General features: G+C 60.4%; 24 protein-coding genes, 1 tRNA gene and 1 riboswitch. Of the genes, 10 read left to right on the top strand and 15 right to left on the bottom strand.

Annotated features, from left to right (window positions below):
- The first annotated feature begins 8 nt into the window (after positions 1 to 8).
- Positions 9 to 2,930 carry an excinuclease ABC subunit UvrA gene (uvrA, locus tag K6117_RS04705; RefSeq protein WP_221792896.1) on the top strand — a complete coding sequence of 974 codons (2,922 nt, stop codon included), beginning with the start codon at positions 9 to 11 and terminating at the stop codon, positions 2,928 to 2,930.
- Between the two features lie 43 nt (positions 2,931 to 2,973).
- Here uvrA and K6117_RS04710 read toward each other — a convergent pair whose 3' ends face one another.
- From K6117_RS04710 to msrB, 6 genes are all read right to left on the bottom strand, one after another.
- Positions 2,974 to 4,791: a BspA family leucine-rich repeat surface protein gene (locus K6117_RS04710; RefSeq protein ID WP_221792544.1), complete on the bottom strand. Its 1,818-nt coding sequence runs from the start codon at positions 4,789 to 4,791 to the stop codon at positions 2,974 to 2,976.
- Positions 4,788 to 5,117 carry a hypothetical protein gene (locus tag K6117_RS04715; protein WP_221792545.1) on the bottom strand — a complete coding sequence of 110 codons (330 nt, stop codon included), beginning with the start codon at positions 5,115 to 5,117 and terminating at the stop codon, positions 4,788 to 4,790. Before K6117_RS04715 ends, K6117_RS04710 begins: the two co-directional genes overlap by 4 nt.
- A 1-nt stretch (position 5,118) precedes the next feature.
- Entirely contained in the window at positions 5,119 to 5,769 is a 651-nt protein-coding gene (locus K6117_RS14535) for a collagen-like protein (RefSeq protein ID WP_221792546.1), read from the bottom strand.
- Positions 5,762 to 6,106: a hypothetical protein gene (locus K6117_RS04725; protein ID WP_221792547.1), complete on the bottom strand. Its 345-nt coding sequence runs from the start codon at positions 6,104 to 6,106 to the stop codon at positions 5,762 to 5,764. Before K6117_RS04725 ends, K6117_RS14535 begins: the two co-directional genes overlap by 8 nt.
- Before the next feature lie 124 nt (positions 6,107 to 6,230).
- Positions 6,231 to 7,340 (bottom strand): acyltransferase family protein, encoded by a 1,110-nt coding sequence (locus K6117_RS04730; protein ID WP_221792548.1) that lies wholly within the window; start codon positions 7,338 to 7,340, stop codon positions 6,231 to 6,233.
- 44 nt (positions 7,341 to 7,384) lie between these two features.
- Positions 7,385 to 7,831: a peptide-methionine (R)-S-oxide reductase MsrB gene (msrB, locus tag K6117_RS04735; protein WP_343211742.1), complete on the bottom strand. Its 447-nt coding sequence runs from the start codon at positions 7,829 to 7,831 to the stop codon at positions 7,385 to 7,387.
- 202 nt (positions 7,832 to 8,033) lie between these two features.
- On the opposite strand from msrB, the gene K6117_RS04740 reads away from it, so the two are divergent.
- A complete protein-coding gene (locus K6117_RS04740; protein ID WP_221792549.1) occupies positions 8,034 to 8,468 on the top strand; it encodes an Hsp20/alpha crystallin family protein in 435 nt (144 codons plus the stop codon).
- Between the two features lie 143 nt (positions 8,469 to 8,611).
- On the opposite strand, the gene K6117_RS04745 is transcribed toward K6117_RS04740, so the two are convergent.
- Positions 8,612 to 8,697: transfer RNA gene (locus tag K6117_RS04745), tRNA-Tyr, on the bottom strand.
- A 94-nt stretch (positions 8,698 to 8,791) separates the two neighbouring features.
- On the opposite strand from K6117_RS04745, the gene rlmB reads away from it, so the two are divergent.
- Positions 8,792 to 9,544, top strand: coding sequence for a 23S rRNA (guanosine(2251)-2'-O)-methyltransferase RlmB (rlmB, locus tag K6117_RS04750; protein ID WP_221792550.1), 753 nt, complete (start codon positions 8,792 to 8,794; stop codon positions 9,542 to 9,544).
- A 359-nt stretch (positions 9,545 to 9,903) separates the two neighbouring features.
- Here the strand turns inward: rlmB and K6117_RS04755 are convergent, their stop codons facing one another.
- Both K6117_RS04755 and K6117_RS04760 read right to left on the bottom strand, forming a co-directional pair.
- A complete protein-coding gene (locus tag K6117_RS04755) occupies positions 9,904 to 10,893 on the bottom strand; it encodes an NAD(P)H-dependent flavin oxidoreductase (RefSeq protein WP_246604889.1) in 990 nt (329 codons plus the stop codon).
- Positions 10,894 to 10,898: 5 nt separating this feature from the next.
- The gene (locus K6117_RS04760) at positions 10,899 to 12,158 is read right to left on the bottom strand and encodes an aspartate kinase (RefSeq protein WP_221792551.1); all 1,260 of its coding nucleotides are present in this window, start codon (positions 12,156 to 12,158) and stop codon (positions 10,899 to 10,901) included.
- Between the two features lie 204 nt (positions 12,159 to 12,362).
- On the opposite strand from K6117_RS04760, the gene K6117_RS04765 reads away from it, so the two are divergent.
- The 5 genes from K6117_RS04765 to thiC all read left to right on the top strand — a co-directional run bounded on the left by K6117_RS04765 (position 12,363) and on the right by thiC (position 18,095).
- Positions 12,363 to 13,472: an MlaE family ABC transporter permease gene (locus K6117_RS04765; protein WP_221792552.1), complete on the top strand. Its 1,110-nt coding sequence runs from the start codon at positions 12,363 to 12,365 to the stop codon at positions 13,470 to 13,472.
- Entirely contained in the window at positions 13,472 to 14,278 is an 807-nt protein-coding gene (locus K6117_RS04770; protein WP_221792553.1) for an ABC transporter ATP-binding protein, read from the top strand. The genes K6117_RS04765 and K6117_RS04770 overlap by 1 nt, the downstream gene beginning before the upstream one ends.
- Positions 14,278 to 15,219, top strand: coding sequence for an MlaD family protein (locus tag K6117_RS04775; RefSeq protein ID WP_221792554.1), 942 nt, complete (start codon positions 14,278 to 14,280; stop codon positions 15,217 to 15,219). The genes K6117_RS04770 and K6117_RS04775 overlap by 1 nt, the downstream gene beginning before the upstream one ends.
- 20 nt (positions 15,220 to 15,239) lie before the next feature.
- A complete protein-coding gene (locus K6117_RS04780; protein WP_221792555.1) occupies positions 15,240 to 15,854 on the top strand; it encodes an ABC-type transport auxiliary lipoprotein family protein in 615 nt (204 codons plus the stop codon).
- A gap of 174 nt (positions 15,855 to 16,028) precedes the next feature.
- A riboswitch (TPP riboswitch) is annotated at positions 16,029 to 16,183 on the top strand.
- A 40-nt stretch (positions 16,184 to 16,223) separates the two neighbouring features.
- A complete protein-coding gene (thiC, locus tag K6117_RS04785; RefSeq protein WP_221792556.1) occupies positions 16,224 to 18,095 on the top strand; it encodes a phosphomethylpyrimidine synthase ThiC in 1,872 nt (623 codons plus the stop codon).
- Positions 18,096 to 18,149: 54 nt separating this feature from the next.
- Here the strand turns inward: thiC and K6117_RS04790 are convergent, their stop codons facing one another.
- The 5 genes from K6117_RS04790 to K6117_RS04810 all read right to left on the bottom strand — a co-directional run bounded on the left by K6117_RS04790 (position 18,150) and on the right by K6117_RS04810 (position 21,970).
- A complete protein-coding gene (locus K6117_RS04790; protein WP_221792945.1) occupies positions 18,150 to 18,305 on the bottom strand; it encodes a hypothetical protein in 156 nt (51 codons plus the stop codon).
- A gap of 61 nt (positions 18,306 to 18,366) precedes the next feature.
- Positions 18,367 to 18,807: an ion channel gene (locus K6117_RS04795; protein ID WP_246604805.1), complete on the bottom strand. Its 441-nt coding sequence runs from the start codon at positions 18,805 to 18,807 to the stop codon at positions 18,367 to 18,369.
- Between the two features lie 72 nt (positions 18,808 to 18,879).
- On the bottom strand, positions 18,880 to 20,451 hold the full coding sequence (gene rpoN, locus K6117_RS04800; RefSeq protein ID WP_221792557.1) for an RNA polymerase factor sigma-54: 1,572 nt from the start codon (positions 20,449 to 20,451) through the stop codon (positions 18,880 to 18,882).
- A gap of 2 nt (positions 20,452 to 20,453) precedes the next feature.
- On the bottom strand, positions 20,454 to 21,224 hold the full coding sequence (lptB, locus tag K6117_RS04805) for an LPS export ABC transporter ATP-binding protein (protein WP_246604890.1): 771 nt from the start codon (positions 21,222 to 21,224) through the stop codon (positions 20,454 to 20,456).
- Positions 21,225 to 21,463: 239 nt separating this feature from the next.
- Positions 21,464 to 21,970: an SH3 domain-containing protein gene (locus K6117_RS04810; RefSeq protein ID WP_246604806.1), complete on the bottom strand. Its 507-nt coding sequence runs from the start codon at positions 21,968 to 21,970 to the stop codon at positions 21,464 to 21,466.
- A gap of 199 nt (positions 21,971 to 22,169) precedes the next feature.
- Between K6117_RS04810 and K6117_RS04815 the strand changes: the two genes are divergently transcribed.
- Together K6117_RS04815 and K6117_RS04820 are read left to right on the top strand one after the other, a co-directional pair.
- Positions 22,170 to 23,168, top strand: coding sequence for a 2-hydroxyacid dehydrogenase (locus tag K6117_RS04815; protein ID WP_221792559.1), 999 nt, complete (start codon positions 22,170 to 22,172; stop codon positions 23,166 to 23,168).
- Between the two features lie 121 nt (positions 23,169 to 23,289).
- Positions 23,290 to 24,597 (top strand): ammonium transporter, encoded by a 1,308-nt coding sequence (locus K6117_RS04820; RefSeq protein ID WP_221792560.1) that lies wholly within the window; start codon positions 23,290 to 23,292, stop codon positions 24,595 to 24,597.
- A gap of 51 nt (positions 24,598 to 24,648) precedes the next feature.
- Here K6117_RS04820 and K6117_RS04825 read toward each other — a convergent pair whose 3' ends face one another.
- Entirely contained in the window at positions 24,649 to 25,722 is a 1,074-nt protein-coding gene (locus tag K6117_RS04825) for a TraB/GumN family protein (protein ID WP_221792561.1), read from the bottom strand.
- Positions 25,723 to 25,739: the final 17 nt, after the last annotated feature.

Below are 25,739 nucleotides of genomic sequence, written 5' to 3' on the forward strand. Positions count from 1 at the left end.
GCCCCGCCATGCTGACCCATATCAACGTGCGGGGCGCCCGCGAACACAATCTCAAAGACATCAATGTCGACATCCCGCGCGACACGCTGACGGTTATCACCGGTCTTAGCGGGTCCGGCAAGTCGTCGCTGGCGTTCGACACCATCTATGCGGAAGGGCAGCGCCGCTATGTCGAATCACTGTCGGCTTATGCGCGGCAGTTTCTCGAAATGATGCAAAAGCCGGATGTCGACCATATCGAGGGCCTGTCCCCGGCGATCAGCATCGAACAAAAGACCACCTCCCGCAATCCGCGCTCGACGGTCGCGACCGTGACCGAGATCTACGATTATATGCGCCTGCTCTGGGCACGGGTCGGCATCCCTTATTCTCCCGCCACCGGCCTCCCGATTGCCGCCCAGACCGTCAGCCAGATGGTCGACCGGGTGATGACCCTGCCGGAGGGGACGCGCCTGTTCCTGCTCGCCCCCGTCGTGCGGGGCCGCAAGGGCGAATATAAAAAGGAATTGCTCGAATGGCAGAAGGCGGGCTTCACCCGCGTCCGCATCGACGGCGAATTCTACGATATCGAGGACGCCCCCGCGCTCGACAAGAAATATAAGCATGATGTCGAAGTCGTCGTCGACCGGCTGGTCGTGCGCGCCGATATTCAGACTCGTCTGGCCGACAGCTTCGAAACCGCGCTCAAACTTGCGGACGGCCTCGCCTTTGTCGATCTGGCGGAAGGCACGCTGGCCGATCTCGTCAAAACCAACACCTCCAACGAAGACGCCCCCCTGCCCGAGGTCGAACAAAAGCTGAAAGGCGCGGGCATCCCCGCCAATCGCATCGTCTTTTCGGAAAAATTCGCCTGCCCGGTCTCCGGCTTCACCATTGCCGAAATCGAGCCGCGCCTGTTCTCGTTCAACGCCCCGCAAGGCGCCTGCCCGACCTGCGACGGCTTGGGCGAACGGCTCTATTTCGATCCGGAACTGATCGTCCCCAACAGCAATCTGTCGATCAAGGACGGCGCGATCTTCCCTTGGGCCAAGTCCAACCCACCCAGCCCTTATTATATGCAGGTGCTGACCAGCCTCGCCCGCCATTATGGCTTCGACCTGAAAACGCCATGGAAAGACCTCCCTGCCGACATTCGCGACAAGATCATGAACGGCGCGGGCAGCGAGGTCATTTTGATGACCTTCGTCGATGGCCGCAAAAGCTATGACGTCGAAAAAACCTTCAACGGCGTCGTCGGCAACCTCGCGCGCCGCCTTATGCAGACCGACAGCACATGGATGCAGGAAGAACTGTCGAAATACCAATCCGCCGCGGCCTGCGAAACCTGCGGCGGCGCAAGGCTGAAGCCAGAAGCTCTGGCCGTTCGCATCGCCGATGCCGATATCGCCTATTGTACCAAAATGTCGGTCGGCGACGCGCTCGACTGGTTTTCGACGCTGGAAGATAAGCTCAACGACCAGCAACGCCAGATTGCCCGCGCGATCTTGAAGGAAATCAACGAGCGACTGGGCTTCCTCAACAATGTCGGGCTGGATTATCTCAATCTCGACCGCACCTCCGGCACCTTGTCCGGCGGCGAAAGCCAGCGCATCCGCCTCGCCTCGCAAATCGGCTCCGGCCTGTCCGGCGTGCTCTATGTCCTCGACGAACCGTCCATCGGCCTGCATCAGCGCGATAACGACCGGCTGCTCGAAACCCTGAAACGCCTGCGCGATCTCGGCAACACCGTGATCGTGGTCGAACATGATGAAGACGCGATCCGCACCGCCGATCACATCATCGATATGGGTCCGGGCGCGGGCGTGCATGGCGGCGCGATTGTCGCACAGGGCAAGCTCGACGACATCCTCGCCGCGACCGGCAGCCTCACCGCCGATTATCTCAACGGCACGCGCGAAATTCCCTTTTCGAAAAAGCGCCGCAAAGGCACGGGCAAGAAACTGACCGTCCACAACGCCCGCGCCAATAATCTGAAAAACGTCACCGCCTCGATCCCGCTCGGCACCTTCACCTGCATCACCGGCGTCTCGGGTTCGGGCAAATCGAGCTTCACCATCGACACCCTGTTCGCCGCCGCCGCCCGGTCGTTGAACGGCGCGCGCGTTGTCGCGGGCGCGCATGATAAGCTCACCGGCCTCGAACATCTCGATAAGGTGATCGACATCGACCAATCGCCAATTGGCCGCACCCCGCGTTCCAACCCGGCGACCTATACCGGCGCGTTCACCAATATCCGCGACTGGTTCGCCGGTCTGCCGGAATCGCAAGCGCGTGGCTACAAGCCGGGCCGCTTCAGCTTCAACGTCAAGGGTGGCCGCTGCGAGGCCTGCACCGGCGATGGCCTGATCAAGATCGAAATGCACTTCCTGCCCGATGTCTATGTCACCTGCGATGTCTGCCACGGCAAACGCTATAATCGCGAAACCTTGGAGGTGAAGTTCAAGGGCAAGAGCATCGCCGATGTCCTCGACATGACGGTCGAAGACGCGGTCGAATTCTTCAAGGCCGTCCCCAGCATCCGCGACAAAATGGCGATGCTGGCAGAGGTCGGTCTCGGCTATGTGAAGGTCGGCCAACAGGCGACCACCCTTTCGGGCGGTGAGGCGCAGCGCGTCAAATTGGCGAAGGAGCTATCCCGCCGCGCCACCGGCAACACGCTCTATATTCTCGATGAGCCGACCACCGGCCTGCATTTCGAGGACGTCCGCAAATTATTGGAGGTGCTTCAAGCCTTGGTCGAACAGGGCAATAGCGTGGTGGTGATCGAACATAATCTCGACGTCATCAAAACCGCCGACTGGATCATAGACCTTGGCCCGGAAGGCGGCGTCAACGGCGGCGAAATCGTCGCCGAAGGCACGCCCGAACAAGTGGTCAAGGTCGACCGCAGCTACACCGGATATTATCTCAAACCGATGCTCGCGAAATAGCACAACCGCGCCGGACGGGCGGGCACTGGCCTCCACAGCAACATCAACCAGTGACTGTCCAGCCCTTGGCGGTGGCAATGCTCGGCGTATCACCTGTCGCCCCCCAATTGCCCGACACGGTTATCGTCTGCCCGGTGACGGTTGGCAGGTTGGTATAAATCTCGTCCAACGCCGCCGCTGATAATTTGCAGCTCGCCACCGAGATAGTGACTTTGACATTGATGAGCTTGATCGAGACGAGACTGACGCAGCCTGCAAACATATTGGCAAGGCTGGTCGCCGTTGCGCAATTCAAGGCTGGGACCGCCTGAAGACTGACGCAGCCTTGGAACATATTGCCCATGTTCGTGACCGCCTGTGTGTTGAACAGCGGCACCGTTTGCAGGCTGGTGCAACCATAAAACATATAAGACAGATCGACCGTGCCAATGGTCTTGAGGTTGAACAAAGGCACCGTTTCAAGATTAAAACAATTCTGGAACATGAAGGTCGCCACCGCCAGCGATGCCATGTTGAACGGCGGCACGATCTGTAGATTTGAACAATTCTGAAACATGGTCGACATATTGGTGACCGCCTGCGTATTCAGCGGCGGCACAATCTGGAGGCTGGAACAGCCATAAAACATGGCCGTCATCATCGTCACCGCCGCCGTGTTCAACAACGGCACCGTCTGCAGGCTGGCGCACGCCTGAAACATGGTCGACATATTCGTCACGGCCTGCGTATTGAACAACGGCACCGATTGCAGGCTGACGCAGCTTTGAAACATCGCCGACATATTCGTGACCAGCACCGTATTGATCAGCGGCACAGCCTGAATATTGTAGCAATTCTGGAACATGGTCGACATGTTGGTCGCCGCCGATGTATTGAACATCGGCACGTTTTGCAGGCTGAGGCAATTCGCGAACATCGCCGACATGTTCGTCACCGCATTCGTGCTGAATAGCGGCACCGTTTGAAGGCTATAGCAATTCTGGAACATATTCGCGGTATTCAACAACGCTGTCGCACTGGCGATCCAGATCGGCACGGATTGCAGCTTGAGGCAATCGTTGAACAGATAGGCCATCGACGCGATATTGTTCGTGCTGATCAACTGTGCCTGCTCAAGGAAGTGATGCTTGACGTTCAGCCCCGCCGCATTACCCGCGATCTGGAGCGAGGTCAGGTTTGGCCCGCTGATCAGTAGATCGAGCCAGGCGGAACTATAGCCCGCCTGCAACCCCGTCTGATTATGCTTCAAATTGAGGTTGACGCTCGTCAACACCTGCCCGGCCTGCGGCGTCACCACCACAATCGCCGTTTTATACGGCAGGATCGTGCCGCTGCCATCACCCGTCAATGCCAGCGCCGGGCCATCCAGTGTCGCCGCCACCTGAAAACTGTTCGCGCTGGCATTGACGACATAATAGACCTGCCCGGCGACAATACCGGTGGTCGTCGTGATGACGGCAAAGGAAATCGTCTGCCCATTGGCATAGCCATGGTCCGCGCGATTAACCGTACTGCCCGCCGCGCTGAACGTGATCGGGCTATCGGTCAGCGTGGCGGAAGCATAATTATATTGGTGGTTTGCCTGCACCCCGCTGGCGAATGTCTCGATCACCCCATCGCCCCAATCGACGCGATAATTGCCGGTGGCCGACAGCGCGAGGAAATTGCCGTCTTTCCAGACCGCATGCACCCCGACGAACTTTTCCTCGGCATTGCCAACGACCGGCAGCGCCGCCCATGCAGGGTTCCGCACCCAAGGCAGTATCGGCGCGGGCGCGGCAAAAGGATTACCCCCGGACCTGCCCGCCACCACCGAATGCCTCGGCCCCAGCGCCGATGATTGCAGCGTGCGGATGCTCATGCGGTGATCTCGGAACCGAACAGCGAAAACGATAGCGTGGCCGCACCCGCATAAACGGTCACCACATCCCCGGCAGCGAGCGTCACCCCCAGCGTCAGAAACACCGTGTCATATTGGTTCACCGCGCCGTCATAGACGATATAATGCTGGTTCGAGAGTGCCGCCCCCGCTGGCCGCACCGCCACGCGAAAGGTCGTCGACACCCCGCGATTGCAGATCGCCAGCGTCGAACAGACGGCGGATGCGCCCGCTGGGACAGTATAAAGATCGGAATTCGCCGCCGCGCCCGGAGCCGATTGCCCCAGTGTCTTATAGGTCGTCGCCATGTCAGGCCCCCATCATCATGAAAATGTCTTGCAGCCCGGCGCTATCCCCCTTGGGGCCAGCGGGGCCTTGCGGACCAGTCGCGCCTGTAAGGCCGGTAGCGCCCGTCGGACCGGCGGGGCCGGTGGGACCAATCAAGCCATCTGCCCCGGCTGGACCAGCGGGACCGGTCGGGCCAACCGGACCTTGGGGACCTACCGCCCCATCCGCGCCAGCGGCTCCATCTGGACCAGCGGCTCCAGCGGGTCCAGCCGGGCCGGTCTGACCAGTCGCGCCCGTTGCACCGACAGGACCAACAGGACCGATAGGTCCCATGGGCCCAGCCGGACCCTGCGGGCCAACCTCGCCATCCGCTCCTGCGGGACCGACAGGTCCACCAGCCGGGCCAGATGGTCCTTGCGGTCCCATTGCCCCGGCAGGGCCGATGGGACCGACCGGGCCTTGCGGACCGGCCGGACCAACAGCCCCCGCCACCCCCGCATCGCCTTTTGGCCCCATTTCGCCCCGCGCCCCGGGCGGCCCGATCACCACCGGGATCGCCGCCGGTTCCCGCACGCCCCGCGCCAGCGCCAATGGCGACAACGGCACCCCCATCCACATCGTGATCAGCGCCTCAGGCGCGATAAATCCGGTCGTGACCACCATCTCAGCCACTCACGCTTTCATTGAGTTGAATAAACGCCGGGTCGCTAATCTGCACCGTCGCGCCCGCACGGGTGAATTTCACATCCGTCACATATTGGCCCGGCGCGAGGCCTGCGGAGACCGCCGCATCCAGCGTCATCAGCCAATGCGCGGGCGCGTCACCCACAACCGGCACGAATTGCACCGCAAATCGCGCCACCGCCGGCACATTGGCGGGCGGCACCAAACGCCCCTTTGCGGGTTTCAGATCAGCCAGCAACACATAATCGGCAGGGTCCCCGGCAACCAATTGCCGTCCGATCACAATCGGTTCGCCCCGCTGGAATTGATAGGTCGGCTCCATCATGCCCTACGCCTTTCGCCACTAACGCACATCACCCCCCGCTTCATCGCCCCACGTCGGGAACGACTAAACAAGTCATAAATGCGAGATAGTGCCGATAAGGCGCTGTTGGAAAGTTATATTTAACCTATTGGGTTATTTTTAGGCGCCGCAACCGCAGTCCCATAAAATCGATCACCGCCAATAAGGGCGCACGCAGCCACTCCCGCTTGATCTCGGTCGCCACCGACACGCCCCAGATAATCGGCAAGGTCAGACCCGCCACCAACCAGCCGCGATATTCGGGCCCGACATGCGGGATCGCAAACGCCCCGATCATCAACATCGCGGGCTGATGCAGCAAATACAGCGTGAAACTATGCCCCGCCAATGACCGGATGGCCCCGCCAAATCGGGTCAATAATTTCTCCAGCACAGGCGAAATCGCCCGCGCGCCCAACAGATGCGCGGTGACACAGACCCCTAAGGCAAGATCGCTGACGAAAAAGCGCGAAAAGCCCAAGCCGACATGCCATTCATGAAACCCAATGATCGGCACCAGCAAATCCCGGCTCCACATGATCCAGTGGAATTTCGCATAGAGAAAAAACACGACCACCGGCTGCAGGAACAACAACCAACCGAGCCAGGTCGCCACCGGCTTGCCCGCCCGCCAGCGATAGGCCCACCAGCCCATCGCCCAGATCGGGAACATCAGCATGATATTCGGCCCCGCAATCGCGACAAACACCGCCGCCCACAGCCAGCGTACCCAGCCCGTGCAGAAAAACAGCGCCGCGAAAATCCAGTAATACCAGAATTCGTATGAAATCGACCAATAAGGGACGTTCGACAACATCAATGTCGATCCCCAATTCTCGTTCAGCATCAACGCGCCAATGCCCGCGATCTGCAACGGCGGCCCGGCAAGCACCATGCCTTTGTACAATGCAGGCAACGCCCCCCGGCCCAGCCAGTCGAACAACAAGGTCAGGATCAGACACGGCAGCGCAACCGCATAGACCCGGCTGATCCGGTTCACCGAAAAATCGCGCAACGTCACATTAGGCTTGCTCACCGCATGGCGAATCACAAAACCCGACATCACAAAGAAAATGGTGACGGCCTCATGGCCATAGGCGTTCCAAAATGACCGCCCCACCCCCAACATCCCGAATACGCCAAGATGAAAGGCGAACACCTCGATCGATGCCAGCAATCGGATCAGGTCGAGATAAAGAGAAAGCCCCGGAAGCATGAAAATCCTGTGCGGTCGAAGGAATTAATAATCCGACCCGCCCCTTAACCCTTCACCCGCTCAAGGGCCAGCGCGTTCATGCAATAGCGCAGACCGGACGGTGCCGGGCCATCGGGAAACACATGCCCCAGATGCGACCCACAGCAATTGCACACGGCCTCGATCCGTTCCCAGCCATAGCTATTGTCCAGATGATAGGCGACCGCATTCTCGGCCACCGGCTGGGTAAAGCTCGGCCAACCGGTCCCTGATTCGAATTTTTCCTGCGCATCGAACAACAAAGTGCCGCACGCGCCGCAACCATAAAGGCCCGGCTCGAACTTCGAACACATTTCCGAGCTGAACGGCCGCTCGGTCCCGGCTTGGCGCAGCACATGATAACGCTCGGGCGACAAGACCGCCTGCCATTCTTCATCGCTGCGTTCATCGCGGCGGTCGGGCGCAGGCGCGCCTTCGCGGGCAAATACCAAAATATCGGACCAGTTCAACACGGCAAACCTCCACCTAATCTCTTGCTCACACGCCCCTCATAGCGCGCACGCACGCTAGGGTCAGGCCCTAAGTAGAAATGCCAAGAGAAGCACCCCCAAATTTCCCGCTATTCACACCCACAGAACATAAGCCGCAACTGTCCGGCCGGTCGCACCCATATTCGCCAATATCGCGCTTATTGGCATAGCAAGGAGAGCCACCATGAATCCGTTGGTCAGCAGCACAAAATTTCTCGATGAATTCTTCCGTGATTCGCCCTTGGGCTATTTCGTCCACCCATTGCACGGCGACCCCCTGCCCTCGCCCGACCAGATCAAGGTCGATGTCAAGGAATGCGGCAACGACTTCATCGTCAAGGCCGATATCCCCGGCGTGCGCAAGGACGACATCAACGTCTCGGTCGACGGCAACACCGTCACCATCAGCGCCGAAATGAAACAGCATGATCAGGACAAGGATGCCGACACTGATCGCATCCTGCGCTCCGAACGCTATTATGGGGCGGTGTCACGCACCTTCACATTGCCTGCCACCGTCGATCAGGCCAATGCCAAGGCCACATGCGAAAATGGCGTATTGCGGCTCACCCTGCCCAAAATGGTCAACAACGCCTCAAAGCGCCTCAAAATCGAATAGGGGGTCATGCGCGCCGCTATCGCACCTTGACGGCACATCGTCGCGTACAATGGCGACAAGGTCCCTTGCGGCCCTTCGCCATCCCCAAAGTTGTGCGACATGATGAAATATCGCCCCTCGGGGCGTGAACCCCTCAAAGGGGGTGGTGGACAGGGCTGGATTCGAACCAGCGTACGCTCACGCGGGCAGATTTACAGTCTGCTGCCATTAACCACTCGGCCACCTGTCCAAAGGTGTTGCCGCATCGATTCATGCGACGTGGTGGCGGCTCAATGGCAATTGAGCGCTTGCCTGTCAATGCCATCCCGTGGAAAAGGCGCGCTATGAGCAGAAAAGGTCACCGTCCGTCACAATCCCCCACCGGACGTCCACGCTTTTGGGGTCGCCACGCCGTCACTGCGGCACTTTCCAATCCAGACCGGGTCGTCCGGCGCATCTGGTGCACCAGAGAGGCTGCAGAGCCGCTCAGCCTGCCCGCAAGCATGCCTGTCGAATATATGCAGGCCGCCGATTTGGCGCGTCTCGTGCCGTCTGATGCCCCGCATCAAGGGCTGGTGATCGAGGTGGAGCCGCTGGATGACATCTGGCTGGGCGACCTGCTGATTCAGGGTAAGGATTCGAATCGCCCGCTGATCATTCTCGATCAGGTCACCGATCCGCATAATGTCGGCGCGATCATGCGCTCAGCTGCGGCATTTGATGCGCTGGGCATCATCACGCAGGATCGCCATGCTCCGCCCGAATCGGGTTCGCTCGCCAAATCGGCCTCCGGTACGCTGGAAATCGTGCCATGGGTGCGGGTGGTGAACCTTGCGCGAGCGCTCGATGAGATCAGCGATGCAGGCTATTGGCGCATCGGCCTGACCGGCGCGACCGAGCAAACCCTCGATTCGGCCCTGAGCAATGGCAAGATCGCCATCGTCCTCGGCGCAGAAGGCGAAGGCATGCGCCGCAACGTGATGGAACATTGCGACGTCCTCGCCCGCCTGCCGATCAGCCCGCAGGTCGAAAGCCTCAACGTCTCCAACGCCGCCGCCATCGCGCTCTATGCTGCTTCTGTCAAACGTGCCGTTTAACAGGTTTTTTGTTTAGCCCCTCAAGCGCCGGGCGGCGACATCCGTCGCCTTGGCTTTCGCGCCAATAAGGCGCGGCGGCCGTTCGGCCTTGCGGCGGCGATGCCGCCGTTGGTGGGGGATAACAAGGTCACCCCTTGGTAATTGCCACCAACGGCACGCAGTGCCGCAAGCGCGAACGCGCGCCCGAGCTTATTGCGAGGAAAGCCTAAGCGGGCAGATGCCCGCGCCGGCGACTGAGGCTAAACAAAAACCAACGGCACGCAGTGCCGCAAGCGCGAATGGGCGCCGCCGCTTATTGCGGCGTAGCCAAGCGGGCGGATGCCCGCGCCCGGCGCTTGAGGCTAAAACAAAGAAACGACTTAACGAAGCAACGCCGCTTCGGCTTCACGCACCAAGCGCGCAACGATATCCGCGACCGGCTCTTCCGCCTTGACCATGCCGACAGACTGGCCCGCCATGACGGACCCGTTTTCGACATCGCCATCGATCACCGCGCGACGCAGCGCGCCTGCCCAGAAATGCTCGATCTCCAACTGGGCCTCGCCCATGTCGATCGTGCCTTCATCCAGCTTTTGCGCGACTTCGCGCTGCTTGGTGTTGAACGCATCGGTCCCGGCATTCTTCAACGCCCGAACCGGAATCACCGGCAAGCGCGGATCAATCTGCACGCTGGCAATCGCATCGCGGGCATTGCCGCGCAGGAACATCTTCTTGAACGCCGGATGCGCAATGCACTCGGTCGCGCAAACAAAGGCCGTGCCAAGCTGCACGCCCGCCGCACCCATTTCGAGATAGGCCGCGATCATCTCGCCGGTCGCAATGCCGCCAGCGACGAACACCGGAACGTCATCGGCGATGGCGGGCAGGATTTCCTGCGCCAGCACCGAAGTCGATACCGGGCCAATATGACCACCGGCTTCCATGCCCTCGATGATGATCCCGTCGACGCCCGAACGCATCAGCTTCTTCGCCAGCGCCAGCGCCGGAGCAAAGCACAAGACTTTGGCGCCATGACCCTTGATCCGATCAATCGACCCCGTCGGCGGCAAGCCACCGGCCAGCACGACATGGCTCACCTGATGCTTGCCGCAGATATCGATCAGTTCATCGAGCTGCGGGTGCATGGTGATAAGGTTCACGCCGAACGGCTTGGCGGTCATCGCCTTGGTCGCGGCGATTTCCTTGTCGAGCAATTCAGGCGGCATGGCACCGCAGGCGATGACGCCGAACGCACCGGCATTGGACAAAGCCGACACAAGGTGCCGCTCTGAAATCCAGCTCATCGCGCCACCAAGGATCGCATATTCGCTGCCCAGCAGGGCCGTGCCCCGCGCCATCAATTCCTGCATCTTGCTCAAGCGGCGGTTTCCTCGGCATCAAGGCCATAAGCAGTGTGCAGCACGCGCACCGCGAGTTCGGTGAAATCGGCATCGATCAGCACGCTGACCTTGATTTCCGAGGTCGAGATCGCCTGAATGTTGATCCCGCGTTCGGCCAGCGCCTTGAACATGTCGCTCGCGACACCGGCATGGCTGCGCATGCCGACACCGACGACCGATACCTTGCAGACCTTCGGGTCTTGCAGGATCTTTTCATAGCCGATGGTCGCTTTGGCCTTTTCCAGCACGTCGATCGCGCGGGTCAGTTCGGCGGCAGGGACCGTGAAGGTCACATCGGTCGACCCTTGGTCATGGGCGATATTCTGGATAATCATATCGACATTGATGCTGGCATCGGCCAGCGGACCAAAGATGGTCGCCACCGCGCCGGGACGATCCGGCACGCTGATGAGGGTGATCTTGGCCTCATTCTTGTCATAGGCCACGCCGGTGATCAATTGCCGTTCCATATCCGTATCCTCGATTTCGTCTTCGCTCACGATCAACGTGCCGGGTTTGGGCGCTTGGCCCGGTTCAACAAAGGAGGACAGGACCTGCACGCGGACCTTTTCCTTCATCGCCAGCCCGACCGAACGGGTCTGAAGCACCTTCGCGCCGACACTCGCCAATTCGAGCATCTCTTCATAAGTGACATAATTCAGCTTGCGCGCCTTTGGCACGATGCGCGGGTCGGTGGTGTAAACGCCATCGACATCGGTATAAATATCGCAACGATCCGCCTTGATCGCCGCCGCCACCGCGACTGCCGATGTATCCGAACCGCCGCGACCAAGGGTCGTCACGCGCTCGTCTTCGGTCATGCCCTGAAAACCGGGGATCACCGCCACTTGACCGCTCGCCATCGCCGCGCCCAGCTTATCGGCGTTGATCGCCTCGATCCGCGCCGATGCATGGGCATCGGAGGTCGCAATCGGCAATTGCCAGCCGAGCCAGCTGCGCGCGGAAACGCCCGCCGCTTGCAAGGTCAGCGCGAGCAAGCCCGCCGTCACCTGTTCGCCCGAAGATACGACAACGTCATATTCCTTCGTGTCGTACAAAGGCGATGCCTCGCGGCAGAAATTCACCAACCGGTCGGTTTCCCCCGACATGGCGGAAACGACCACGGCGACTTCATTACCGGCGTCCACTTCCCGCTTGACCAGCGAGGCGACGGTGCGGATCCGTTCGATCCCCGCCATCGAGGTGCCGCCGAATTTCATCACGATCCGTGCCATGAAACTCCCTATGCGTTATACCAAGGCCCGATCTGCGGGCCAAAATCGCGCCCTGTTAGGCAAAGCACCCCCAAATGGCAAGGGCATCGCCCCGCTACATCACGCCCGGCCACATGAATCCGCCACGCCAAACCCCATAAAGAGCCAGTCCAACCCCCACAAAGATATTGCCGCCCCAACAAATTTGGCCCATTCACCTGTCGCATGACGAGTAGTGCGGCATATCGGATCGAAGAACGTGAAGGACGGCCCGTCCTGTGCCTGTCCGGCACCATGACCTTGGCGGGTATGGGGTCTGTCGGCGACGATCTCGACCGGCTCGATGTCCCATATGATCATATCGACCTGCAAGAGATCGAACGGATCGACACCATCGGTGCATGGATCATCCACCGCATGCAAAAACGCCGGGATGTGCCGGTCACAGGCGATGTCGGCGATGTGGCAAGGCTCTTGGGGCAGGTCCGTCGCGCGGATCAACCGGTGCAAATCCACCCCGATCACACCGTCCCTTATCAACGCGTCCTCGCCGAAATCGGCACCGCCACCTTGCAGGCGCTGCACACGCTCAAAGGCCTGCTCGGCTTTTTCGGCGCGGTGATGATCTCTTTTGGCAGCGTGCTGCGCCACCCGTCGCGCCTGCGCTATAACGCCATCGTCCATCGCTTCGAAACCGTCGGGGTGCAGGCGCTTGCCATCGTCGGCTTGATGAGCTTCCTGATCGGCATCGTCATCGCCCAGCAAGGCGCGGTGCAATTGCGCCAATTCGGGGCCGAGGTATTCACCATCAACCTGATCGGTCGCCTGACCACGCGCGAACTCGGCATTCTCATGACCGCGATCATGGTGGCGGGCCGCTCCGGCTCGGCCTTTGCCGCGCAAATCGGCTCTATGAAGCTGGCGGAAGAGATCGACGCGATGCGGACCATCGGCGTCTCGCCCATGGAGGCATTGGTCCTCCCCCGCATCTTCGCGACCATCATCTTGATGCCGCTGCTCGGCTTTTACGCCTCGATCATCACGATCATCGGCGGCGGGCTGTTCTGCTGGATCGATCTCGAAATCCCGCCGATCACCTTCATCCAGCGCCTGCGCGAAGTGGTGCTGATCACCGATTTGTGGGTCGGGCTGATCAAGGCCCCGGTCTTCGGCGCGATCATCGCGATTTCCGGCTGCTTTCAAGGGATGCAGGTCCATGGCAATAACGAAGAGGTCGGCCTCAAAACTACCGCCGCCGTGGTGCAGGCGATCTTCCTCGTGATCGTGCTGGATGCGTTCTTCGCCGTGTTCTTTTCCAGCATCGGGTGGAATTGATGGCCGCGCCAGAACCCATCATCCGCGTCTCCGGCCTGCGCAATGTGTTCGATGAGCAGGTGGTGCATGAAGCACTCGACCTCGATGTCTATCGCGGCGAAATTCTCGGCGTGGTCGGCGGTTCCGGCACCGGCAAATCGGTGCTGATGCGCTCGATCATCGGCCTGCAAGAACCAACCGCCGGTGAAATCACCGTCTTTGGCGAACATATGCTGGGCCGCGCGGATGCAGATGTCTGGCGGGTGCGCAAACGCTGGGGCGTGTTATTTCAGGGCGGCGCATTGTTTTCGACCCTCACCGTCGCCGAAAATGTCGAAGTGCCGATCCGCGAATTCTACCCGCAAATCAGCGAAAAACTACTCGACGAGATCGCCGCCTATAAGGTGGTGATGACCGGCCTTCCGGCGGAGGCTGGCCCCAAATATCCATCCCAGCTTTCCGGCGGGATGCGCAAGCGGGCGGGCCTTGCTCGCGCCCTTGCGCTCGATCCAGATCTGTTATTTCTCGATGAACCAACCGCCGGGCTGGACCCGATTGGCGCTGCGGCCTTTGATGAATTGATCCTCGAACTAAAACAGGCGATGGGCCTGACGGTCTTCCTCATCACCCATGATCTTGATACGCTCTACGCAATCTGCGACCGGGTGGCCGTACTGGCTGATGGCAAGGTCGTGGCCGTGGGGACGATTCCGGAATTGATGGCGCTCAACCATCCATGGATACAGGAATATTTCAACGGCCCGCGCGGACGCGCCGCCACCGCAGCAGTTGACCGGCACACGCCGCAAAGGAGTACACAGGACTGATGGAAACCCGGTCGAACCAGATTCTCGTCGGCAGCGTCGTCCTCGCTTTGCTGGCTGTGCTTGTCGCCTTTACCGTGTGGCTCGCCCGCGTGTCGGATAGCGAGGCGAAGGAATTCGACGTCCTCTTCAACCAATCGGTCGATGGGCTGGCGAAAGGCTCGTCCGTCGCCTTCAACGGCGTGCCGGTCGGGCAGGTCAAGAAAATCGCGATCATGCCGGAAAGCCCACAATTCGTGCGCGTCCGCATCTCGATTGACGAGGCTGTGCCGATCACCATCGGCACCACGGCGGCCATTCAGGGCGTCGGCTTTACCGGCGTGTCGCAAATCCAGCTTGAAGGCTCACTCAAAGGCGCGGCCACGCTCACTGAACCCGGCCCTTATGGCGTGCCGGTGATCCCGACCCGTCAAGTCGGCCTTGGCGCGCTGCTCAACAACGCGCCGCAATTGCTCGAACGCTTTTCGACCCTGACCGAACGGCTGAACGAATTGCTGGCCGAAAAAAATCAGCGCAGCATTCGCGGCATCCTCGCCAATATGGATCAGTTCACCGGAGCCTTGGCCAAACAGGGGCCAGAAGTTGCCGCCACGCTGAACGACGCCCGCGCCACGATCAAACAGGCAGGCATCGCCGCCGAACAATTGGGCAAACTCGCCGGCACCACCAATGAATTGCTCGACAAAGACGGTCGCCCGATGCTGGCGGACCTGCGCAAGACATTGGCCACCGCCGAACGCAGCATGGCCAATCTCGATCAGGCGGTGACCGAAGCCCGCCCCGGCATGCGAACCTTGTCGAATGAAACCCTGCCCGAGGCCAATCAGCTGATCCGCGATCTGCAAGCCACGACCGAATCGCTACGCTCGATCACGACCCAGCTCGATGAACGCGGCGCCGGCAGCATCATCAACGGCAAGCAATTGCCGGATTACAAACCATGATCGCCAGAGGATTTTCCCCGATGCGCTTTTCGCAAACTCTGTTCAGCCTGGCCGCGCTCACCAGCCTGACCGCCTGCATCGGTCTGGGCAGCAGCGTCAAACCGCCGCAATATCTGTTCAACCTCGCCGCCAGCCAACACCGCCCGGCGGATGCGGGCCAGTCTGTCGCGGCGGGCAAGCTCATCTCGGTGACCCTGCCCACCCAGCCACGCCTGCTCGCGACGAGCCGCATCCCGGTGATCAACGCCCCGAACGGTGTCGCCTATTTGCCGAACACCGCATGGGTCGATACGCCCGCGCCATTGTTCCAGCGCCTGATCGCCGAAACCATCACCGCGCAAAATAGCACCGTCCCGCTTATAATCGTCGCCCTGCCCGCGCGTCAGGCAGGCAGCACCGACGGCCCGCGTTTGGGCGGCGAACTTACGATGTTCGGTCTCGACCATGCGACGAATGAGGCCGTGGTGATCTTCGACGCCACGCTGACCGGCCCGACCGATGTCGCGGTCCGCAGCCGCCGTTTCGAACATCGCACCCCGGCCAATCTGTCCAAACCACAACTCGCCGCCAAGGCGATTGAGGCCGCGGCCAACGCCGTCGCCGCCCAAGTCGCGACATGGGTGGCGGAAAACTAAACAATAGCGCTGTCATCCCCCTCGCCCGCCACCCTTCGCCACCCCCGGCCTCCACCCCGCTCTCATCTTCGTCATTCCCGCCTTCGCGGGAATGACGAGGATGAGGGAACGAGGCTTAATCCCGGCACATTTCTGAATTAGCCCTTGGCGCTTTCCCGCGACCTCCGCTATGAAGGCCGTTCCCCGGGGAGTCTGCCCTAGAAATAGGGCCATCATTCCATGCGACATTGCATCTGGAATATTGGCGACTGAGAGGTATGGGTAGCGCCATACGACCCGCTGAACCTGATCCCGTTGATGCGGGCGGAGGGAGGGAGCGGCTATAGCAACCGCACTCTCGCTTCCGACATTGAATTGAGGAGCGACCACATGGCAGATATTCCCGCCAAGGCAGAAATCGGCGTCACCACCGGCCCCATTCGCGGCAGCCGCAAGATCCACGTGCCCGCCAATGGCAACGCGGACGTCTTGGTCGCGATGCGCGAAATCAGCCTTGAAGCCTCATCAGGTGAACCGCCGATCCGCGTCTATGACACCTCCGGCCCTTATACCGATAGCAATGTCCAGATCGACATTTCGGCGGGCCTGTCCCCGTTGCGGCGCGACTGGATCATGGCACGTGGCGATGTCGAGGCCTATGATGGCCGCGCGCAAAAGCCGGAAGATAATGGCCAGCTTGGCCCGGATCGCTCGGGCGGGGTGCAGCCCTTCCCCCATGTCGTCCGCCGCCCGTTGCGCGCCAAGCCGGGCGCGAACGTCAGCCAGATGCATTATGCCCGCAAAGGCATCATCACCCCGGAAATGATCTATGTCGCCGAACGCGAAAATCTCGGCCGCGCACGGTTGGCCGAATATATTCGCGATGGCGAAAGCTTCGGCGCATCGATCCCCGATTATGTCACGCCGGAATTCGTACGCGACGAAATCGCCCGTGGCCGCGCGATCATCCCGAACAATATCAACCACCCGGAATCGGAACCGATGGCCATTGGCCGCAATTTCCTGGTGAAGATCAATGCCAATATCGGCAATTCCGCCGTCGCGTCCGATGTCGCGAACGAAGTCGACAAGATGGTCTGGTCGATCCGCTGGGGTGCCGACACGGTGATGGACTTGTCCACAGGCCGCAACATCCACGACACGCGCGAATGGATCATCCGCAATTCGCCTGTGCCGATCGGCACCGTGCCGATTTATCAGGCGCTGGAAAAGGTCGGCGGCGTGGCCGAAGACCTCACATGGGAAATCTTCCGCGACACCTTGATCGAACAGGCCGAACAGGGCGTCGATTATTTCACCATCCATGCGGGCGTGCGCCTGCCTTATGTGCCGCTCGCGGCCAAGCGCGTCACCGGCATCGTCTCGCGCGGCGGGTCGATCATGGCGAAATGGTGCCTCGCGCATCATAAGGAAAGCTTCCTGTACGAGCATTTCGACGACATCACTGAAATCATGAAGGCCTATGACATCGCCTATTCGCTCGGCGATGGCCTGCGTCCGGGTTCGATTGCCGATGCCAATGACGAAGCGCAATTCGCCGAACTCTACACCCTTGGCGAATTGACCAAGCGGGCATGGGAACAGGATGTGCAGGTCATGATCGAAGGCCCCGGCCATGTGCCGATGCACAAGATCAAGGAAAATATGGAAAAGCAGTTGGAAAGCTGTGGCGAAGCACCCTTCTATACCTTGGGGCCGCTCACGACCGACATCGCGCCGGGTTATGATCACATCACCAGCGGCATCGGCGCGGCGATGATCGGTTGGTATGGCACGGCGATGCTGTGCTATGTCACGCCGAAGGAACATCTCGGCCTGCCGGATCGCGACGATGTGAAAGTCGGCGTCGTCACCTACAAGCTCGCCGCCCATGCGGCCGATCTTGCCAAGGGCCACCCGGCGGCCAAGGTCCGCGACGATGCTTTGTCAAAGGCGCGGTTCGAATTCCGCTGGCGCGATCAGTTCAACCTCAGCCTCGATCCGGATACGGCGGAACAATATCACGACCAGACCTTGCCCGCCGAAGGGGCAAAGACCGCGCATTTCTGCTCGATGTGCGGGCCGAAATTCTGCTCGATGAAAATCAGTCAGGAAGTCCGCGAATTCGCCGCCAAGCAGAATCAATCGGCAGACGCCTTCATCGCCGCCACCGGCGATGCGACCGATGCCGAAGCGGGCATGCAAAAAATGAGCGAGCAGTTCAAAGAAAAGGGCGGGGAAATCTACCTCCCTGCGGAATAAAAACACCGCTCCCCCTTCCCGTGCAAACGGGAGGGGGGCGGCATCCGCACCTGCTTAACGCTTGAAATTATCCAATCCGGCGACAACGCCCGCCTTGGTCGATGGGTTGGACGCATTCTGCTTGGGGGCCTTTTCGGCCTTGGGTTTGCGTACTTCCCGGTTGGATTTCTTCTGTGACTTGGCCACGAGATATTCCTTCATGGGCGTCATGCCCGATGACACAGCTAGGCCTTTAATTCACCCGGGTCGCCTTTAATCTCAGCACACCCGCTTAATCCCGCCGTATACGCGCCACCACCGTCAGGAAAAACGCCGTCGACCAACCGAGCAACAACACCCCGTTGATCCCCTCAATTGCCGCCAGCATCCGCCATTGGGGCGTGATATAGACATCGTCATAGCCGACGCCGGAATAGCTGATGGTCGAAAAATAGACCGAAGTTTCAAGATCGCCGACCGCCTGCAATGCCATAAAAAGGGCGGCATAAAGCCAGATTTCAATGCCGTGCAGCACAAACAGGCCGATCACCAGTCCAAAGGTCCACAGCAATCCGCGTGAAGACATGCTCGGCACATGATGAATGCGTTCGGACTGCGTTTCGTTGCGCACCAGCCATGCCAGCAGCGCCAACCCGGCCCCGTGGATGGTCACTGTCACCAACACCATCACCGTCGATACGGCGAGATGCAGGAACATCCCGCCTGCAACCATCTGCTTTGTCCCCCAATAATTTATTAAAGGGGATAGCGCGGCACCCGCACGACCGCAAGCCGTGCCCTTTACCTAGCCGGCCTTGGCGCTGATCGCTTTTTGCCGCCGCCGTTGGACGGACGACCCCAGCCCCAGACTCTCGCGATATTTGGCGACAGTGCGCCGCGCAAGATCAAAGCCCTTGGCATGCAGCAGGTCCACCAAACTGTCATCCGACAAGATCGCTTTGGCATCCTCGGCGGCGATCAACGCCCGGATATGGCTCTTGACCGTCTCCGCCGACACCGCCTCGCCACCATCGGCGGATGCAATGCCGCTGGTGAAGAAATATTTCAGCTCGAAAATACCATGGGCGCAGGACAGATATTTGTTCGACGTCACTCGGCTGATGGTGGATTCATGCATCTCCACCGCTTCTGCCACCGTCCGCAAGGTCATTGGGCGCAATTGCTCCACCCCGTTGAGGAAGAACCCCTCTTGCTGCTTCACAATCTCGGTCGCGACCTTGACGATCGTCCGCGCCCGCTGATCGAGCGCCTTGATCAGCCAATTGGCGTTAGTCAGGCAATCGGACAGCCACGCCTTGGATGTCTTGTCCTGCGCATCCCGGCTCAGTTCCGCATAATAGCTACGGTTGACCAGCACGCGCGGCAAGCTGGCGCTGTTCAACTCAATCGCCCAGCCCTGCTTGGTCTTGGCCACGAAAATATCGGGCGTAATTGCCTCGGTCCGTTCCGCCGAAAATCGCAATCCCGGCTTGGGATCATAGCCGCGCAATTCGCGCACCATATCGCCAAGATCCTCATCATCGACACCGCAAATGCGCTTGAGCTGGCTAAGCTTACCCTCTGCCAGCAGGTCGAGATTTTCGATCAACCGCGCCATCGCCGGGTCATAACGATCCGCCTCGCGCGCCTGAATCGCAATGCACTCGGCCAAGGAACGCGCCCCGACGCCCGCCGGATCAAACCCCTGCACCGCCGCCAAAGCCTGCTCAACCAGCACCCCCGGCACATCCAACCGCTGCGACATCTCCAACACCGATCCGGTAAAATATCCGACCTCGTCGATCTGATCGATCAACCCGCGCGCCACGGACAACACCGGTTCATCCAGACTTTGCCCTGCCTGCATCAGCAAATGATCATGCAATGACAGGCTGGCACCTGCAAAGCTGTCGAAATCGACGCCGTCATCACCGCCCCCAACACCGGAGACTCCGCCCTCCATCGACAGGCCGCCATCCTGACCGCGCCCCATGTCGGCATTGCTGTCATGCATGAAGGTTTCGCTGTCAAAATCGACATCCAGCGGCGCATCCCCCGCCTCGGCACCCTGTTCCAGCAGCCGGTCCGCGCTTTGCGGCTCGGCAGGTGCAAGATCGCCGTCAATCCCCTCATGGCCCTCAAAGCCATCGCGGGCCGCCGCCTCGCCTAAATCGCCGCTATCCGTATCTCTCGCATCCGCAGTTGGCGCTTGCTCATCCCGCGCCATTTCGAGCAACGGATTCTTGTCCAGCTCCTCAGCAATGAAACTCTCGATTTCAAGATTGGACAAGGCCAACAAGCGGATGGCCTGCTGCAATTGCGGCGTCATTACCAGCGACTGGCTTTGCCGCAGGTCGAGGCGAGGCCCCATTTTCATGGTCAGAGACTGAAACCCTCGCCCAGATAAAGACGACGCACATCTTCATTGGCGACCAGATCTTCCGGGCTACCCGCGAACAAGACGGTGCCGCCGTAAATGATGCAGGCGCGATCAACAATATCAAGGGTTTCACGCACATTATGATCGGTGATCAGTACGCCGATCCCCCGTTTTTTGAGCGCCTTGATCAGTTCGCGAATGTCCGCGATCGACAAGGGATCGATCCCTGCAAACGGCTCATCGAGCAACATGATCGACGGATCGGCGGCCAAGGCGCGGGCGATTTCGCACCGACGCCGCTCCCCACCCGACAGCGCCATGGCCGGCGCATCGCGCAACCGCTCCAGATGGAAATCCGCCAGCAAATGATCCAGCCGCTCCCCGCGCAGTACCGGGTCCGGCTCTGCCGTTTCCAGCACGGCCTCGATATTCTGGCTGACCGTCAGCCCGCGAAAAATCGACGTTTCCTGCGGCAGATACCCAAGGCCAAGGATTGCACGGCGATACATTGGCAGATCGGTAATATCCTGCCCATCCAGCCAGATCCGACCGGCATCCGGCTTGACCAATCCCATGACCGAATAAAAGCACGTGGTCTTGCCCGCGCCATTTGGCCCCAGCAAGCCCACCACTTCGCCCGGCGCGACCGACAGCGACACATCCGACAACACCCGGCGCTTGTCATAGGACTTCGCGATATTCTCAACCGACAGGCCGCTGACCCCGGCAAATGATGCCGAAGAATCCTGCGGGTCGATGTCAAGCGTCATGCTATCGGTCATAAACAAGGATTCCTGTTGCGATTCCGTCGCCCGGATAGGTTAAAAACTGTTGCAGCACCATAGCTTGGCGCACTTCATGCATCCAGTATGATGAACATCGGGTTATTAGACCCGAGGTCCAGCCCCTGTCACTATGAGATTTGTCACGATGAGATTCCGCGCCCGGATCGAATGTGGCGCATCATCAGATTGAACATGGAGATATAATATTAAATCGATACGCGCGCTCAATCAATCGCCTCACCCGGCGTGATCCCCCAAAGGGACGCGATCTCGACATAGCCGATTTTGCCCAACACATCGAATTCACAATAAGACGACTGGCATTTGGTCACCCGGCCAATCACGCCCGGCGCCGCCCGCCACAAAATCTTTGCCGATGGATTGGGGGCTTCGCGCATCGCGACAACACCGCCGCGCACCATTGCCGTGCGCTTTTCGCTCAACAAATTGGATTGGATCCAACCCTTTGCGCCATCCGGGTCTTCGACCTTGCGCCAATTCGGATAAATCTCCAGCACCCTGACCGGCAGATCGCGACGCTGATACAGCCATGTGGCGGGAAAACTGCGCCCCGGCCCCGTGCGCATCCGCGCCTGACCGGCTGCAATCGACACCCAATAAGGAGGGTTACGCACCTCGGCCAGGCTAGGTTGCGGCATGGCAAATACCACCACCGCCAACAGCAGCGACAGATAATATCCCAAGCGCTTGATCCCGAACATCTTGTACATGGCCGCTTGACGCTGCCCCCTTTGATCTGATCGCCGTTCGACCGGCGCATCTGCCCACCGCAGTCTCAAAGCAAAGCCTTAAACACAGACGGCAGAAGCTATCAACCTTGTCAGTAAGCGTCGAGATCAAAGTGGTGCAGATTGCCACCTGCACCCACCCCCTTGACGGGCGCGGGCCGAACGATCAATCGTCTGCCCCATGATATGCGCTGATCGACCCGCCCGACCCAAAGTCATTGTCACGCGCCAGTTGCTCCCGGAAACGGAGCGGCGGCTGGTCGAGCTGTTCGACACCATCCTCAATCCCAATGACAAGCCGTTCACCCGCCAACAATTGCGCGATGCAATGCAGCACGCGGATGTGCTGGTGCCGACCCTTACCGATGACATTGATGCCGAATTGATCGCTGCGCCCGGCAATCGGGTGAAGCTGATCGCCAATTTCGGGGTAGGCATCGATCATATCGACCTCCACGCCGCCCGAGAACACAAGGTAATCGTCACCAACACCCCCGGCGCGTATTCCGAGGACACGGCGGAAATGGCGATGGCGCTGATCCTCTGCGTCCCGCGTCGCATTGCCGAAGCCAGTCGCGTCGTGCATTCCGGCAATTGGCGTGGCTGGGCGCCGACCGGCATGCTCGGCCACCGCATTCAGGGCAAGACATTGGGCATCATCGGCATGGGCCGGATCGGCCAGACCATCGCGCGTCAGGCCCGCGCCTTTGATCTGAATGTCCTCTATCACAACCGCCACCGCCTGCCCGAGGCGGTCGAAAAAACACTCGGCGCGCGCTATGTCGCCGATCTTGATGAAATGCTGGCCGATAGCGACATCGTCACGGTCAACTGCCCGCACACCCCCGCCACCCATCATTTGCTGACCGCCGAACGGCTTCGCCTGATTGGCCGCGACGGCTATCTCATCAACACCGCGCGCGGCGAAATCGTCGATGAGGCCGCCTTGATCGAGGTATTGGAAATGGGCCAGCTTGCCGGGGCCGGGCTTGATGTGTTCGAACATGAACCCGCCGTCAATCCGCGCCTGTTGGCCTGCGACAATGTCGTGTTGTTGCCGCATATCGGCTCCGCCACGTTCGAGGGCCGGGCGGCAAGCGGCGCCCGCGTCATCGCCAATATCCAAAGCTGGAAAGACGGCCACCGCCCGCCCGATCAGGTGCTGGAAGGCTGGAACTGATCCACCTGATATAAAGGCGAAGTCGTCCCCTTAAACAACCGATTGCCATCCCCCCGGCTTTGCCAGTAAAGGCGGCCAACCGACCAGTTCAGGAATCCGGCGGGCGAGGGGAGCAACATCGATGGTCAAATCTTTACGGAATATCGCCGGGCTGTTGCCCATCACCCTGCCGGCAATTGCGCAGGCGCAGGCGAGCACCCCCCTGCCTTCCCCGGTCAATAGCGGCGACACCGCATGGCTGCTGACCGCTAGCGCCTTGGTGCTGTTCATGACGCTGCCCGGCCTTGCGCTCTTTTACGGCGGCCTGGTGCGCGCGCGCAATTTCCTGTCGATCATCGTCCAGTGCTTCGCCATTTGCTGCGCGGCTTCGCTGATCTGGGCGGTGTGCGGCTACAGCCTCGCCTTTGCCGATGGGTCGCCCTTTATCGGCGGTCTTTCCAACGCTTTCCTCGCGAATTTGACAGAAATACGGGCCGGGACAACCGTTCCCGAAACCGTTTACGTGCTGTTCCAGATGACCTTCGCGATCATCACCCCGGCGCTGTTCATCGGCGCGTTCGTCGAACGCGTGCGCTTTGGCTGGGTCATGGCCTTTTCCACATTGTGGATGCTGCTCGTGTACATCCCCGTGTGCAAATGGGTCTGGGGCGGCGGTTGGCTCGCCAATCTCGGCGCGCTCGATTTTGCGGGCGGCATCGTCGTGCATACCACCGCAGGCGTTTCGGCGCTGGTCACGGCCCTGCTGATCGGCCCGCGCCACGGCTTCAAACATAATCACATCATCCCGCCGCATAGCCCGGCCCTGACGATGGTCGGTGCGGGCATGCTGTGGTTCGGCTGGTTCGGCTTTAACGGCGGCTCGGCCCTGAGTGCGAGCGACAGCGCCGCCACCGCGATCCTCAACACCCATCTCGCCGCCAGCATGGCCGCGCTCATCTGGATCGCGATTGAACGCGTGAAAATCGGCAAGGCGACCAGCATCGGCATCGTCACCGGCGCAGTGGCGGGCCTTGCGACGATTACGCCTGCGGCAGGCTATGTCGGCCCAATGGGCGCCATCGCCTTGGGCGCGATTGGCAGCGTGTTGTGCTTTTACTGCGTGCAACTGGTCAAACACCGCTTCCGCGTCGACGATTCGCTCGACGTCTTTGCGGTCCACGGTGTCGGCGGCATGCTGGGTTCGCTCCTGCTCGCGGTCTTCGCCTTCCCGGCCTTTGGCGGTCCGGGTTTTGAAGGACAGGTCACGATGGGGTCGCAATTCATCGCGCAGTTCATTGCTGTCGCTATCGTCGCGCTTTGGTCGGCGGTCATGAGCGCCGCCATCGCATGGGTCGTGTCGTTGTTCATCGACATGCGGGTGGATCAAGAGGCCGAATATGACGGCCTCGATCTCCACAGCCACGGCGAACGGGCGTATGATTTCGATTAAGCGTTTTTGATATACGCCCTCAGGCGCTTGGCGCTTGAGGGCGTATACAAATCACTGCACCCGCTTGGTCGCCAACCCGCGCTGCTGCAACATCGCCTGTACCGATTGCGGCCCGGCCAAATGCCCGGCCCCCACGGCGACCATCACAGTCCCCGGCTTATCCATCCTTTTGGCCAGCCAGTCCGCCCAACGCGCATTGCGCTTGTTGAGCAGCACCGTCCGCAATTCCGCCGTCAGATTCGCCTCTTCGTCGAAACTGGCCATGATGGCGCGTTCATCGCCCCGCGCCCATGCCGCCAGCATCGCATCGAACTCGCCGCGCAATTCCGTCGGATCTTCCAGCATCGACGCGAGAAACATCCGCTGGCTATCCTCGCTCAGCCCGTCGAAATAGCCCAATTGCTCGATCGGCGTTTCCAGCCCGGCAATCGGCTTGCCCGCTTGCTGGAACCGCATCGCCAACGCATCCTCCACCCCGCTACCCGACACCAGACCAAGCTGGGCAAATTGCACGCCCACCAATGTAAAGCCCGCGGCCCAGCTTTCCAGCCGATCAAACAACGCTTCGGGCAGTTTGCTCTGGCCGATCATGCTGACCAGCATCTGTTGCTTATCGACAGGCACGCGCGCACGGATCGGCGGCAGGCCGTCGCTCACCCCCAATTGCAGCATCGCCACCCCGGCACTGCCGTCCTTCATCTTGTCGGGTGCAATTTCCAGCACGAGTTCCTGCGACTCCGCCATCGCCTGATCCAGCACCCGACTGCGCCATTTGGTATGTTCCGGCAGGACATGGACCGTGCCGAACAGCCAGATTTTCGTATCCTGATCGGACAATAGCCACAAACCCGGCCTTGCGCGTTCCAGCCGCATCAAAACATTGCCATTCGACCGCAATGTCGGCTTGGCCCGCGCCGGGACTTGCGACTTGGTCGCCACGCCATTCGCGACATTATCGGCGAATACGACAGCACTCGCCGGAACAATGGCCAGCAACGCGACGCTCAACAGGGTTTTCCATTTCATGCGCCCATGCTTACGGCGCAAAGCACTGCCGCCGCAATGGCCATTTGCACCCGATGCCGACTTGACCCTGCGCACCCCATCCGCCAAAGGCAATGCCAAATAATTTCCGTCATTGC

Source organism: Alteraquisediminimonas sediminicola, from assembly GCF_019740335.1.
Lineage (GTDB): Bacteria > Pseudomonadota > Alphaproteobacteria > Sphingomonadales > Sphingomonadaceae > Alteraquisediminimonas > Alteraquisediminimonas sediminicola.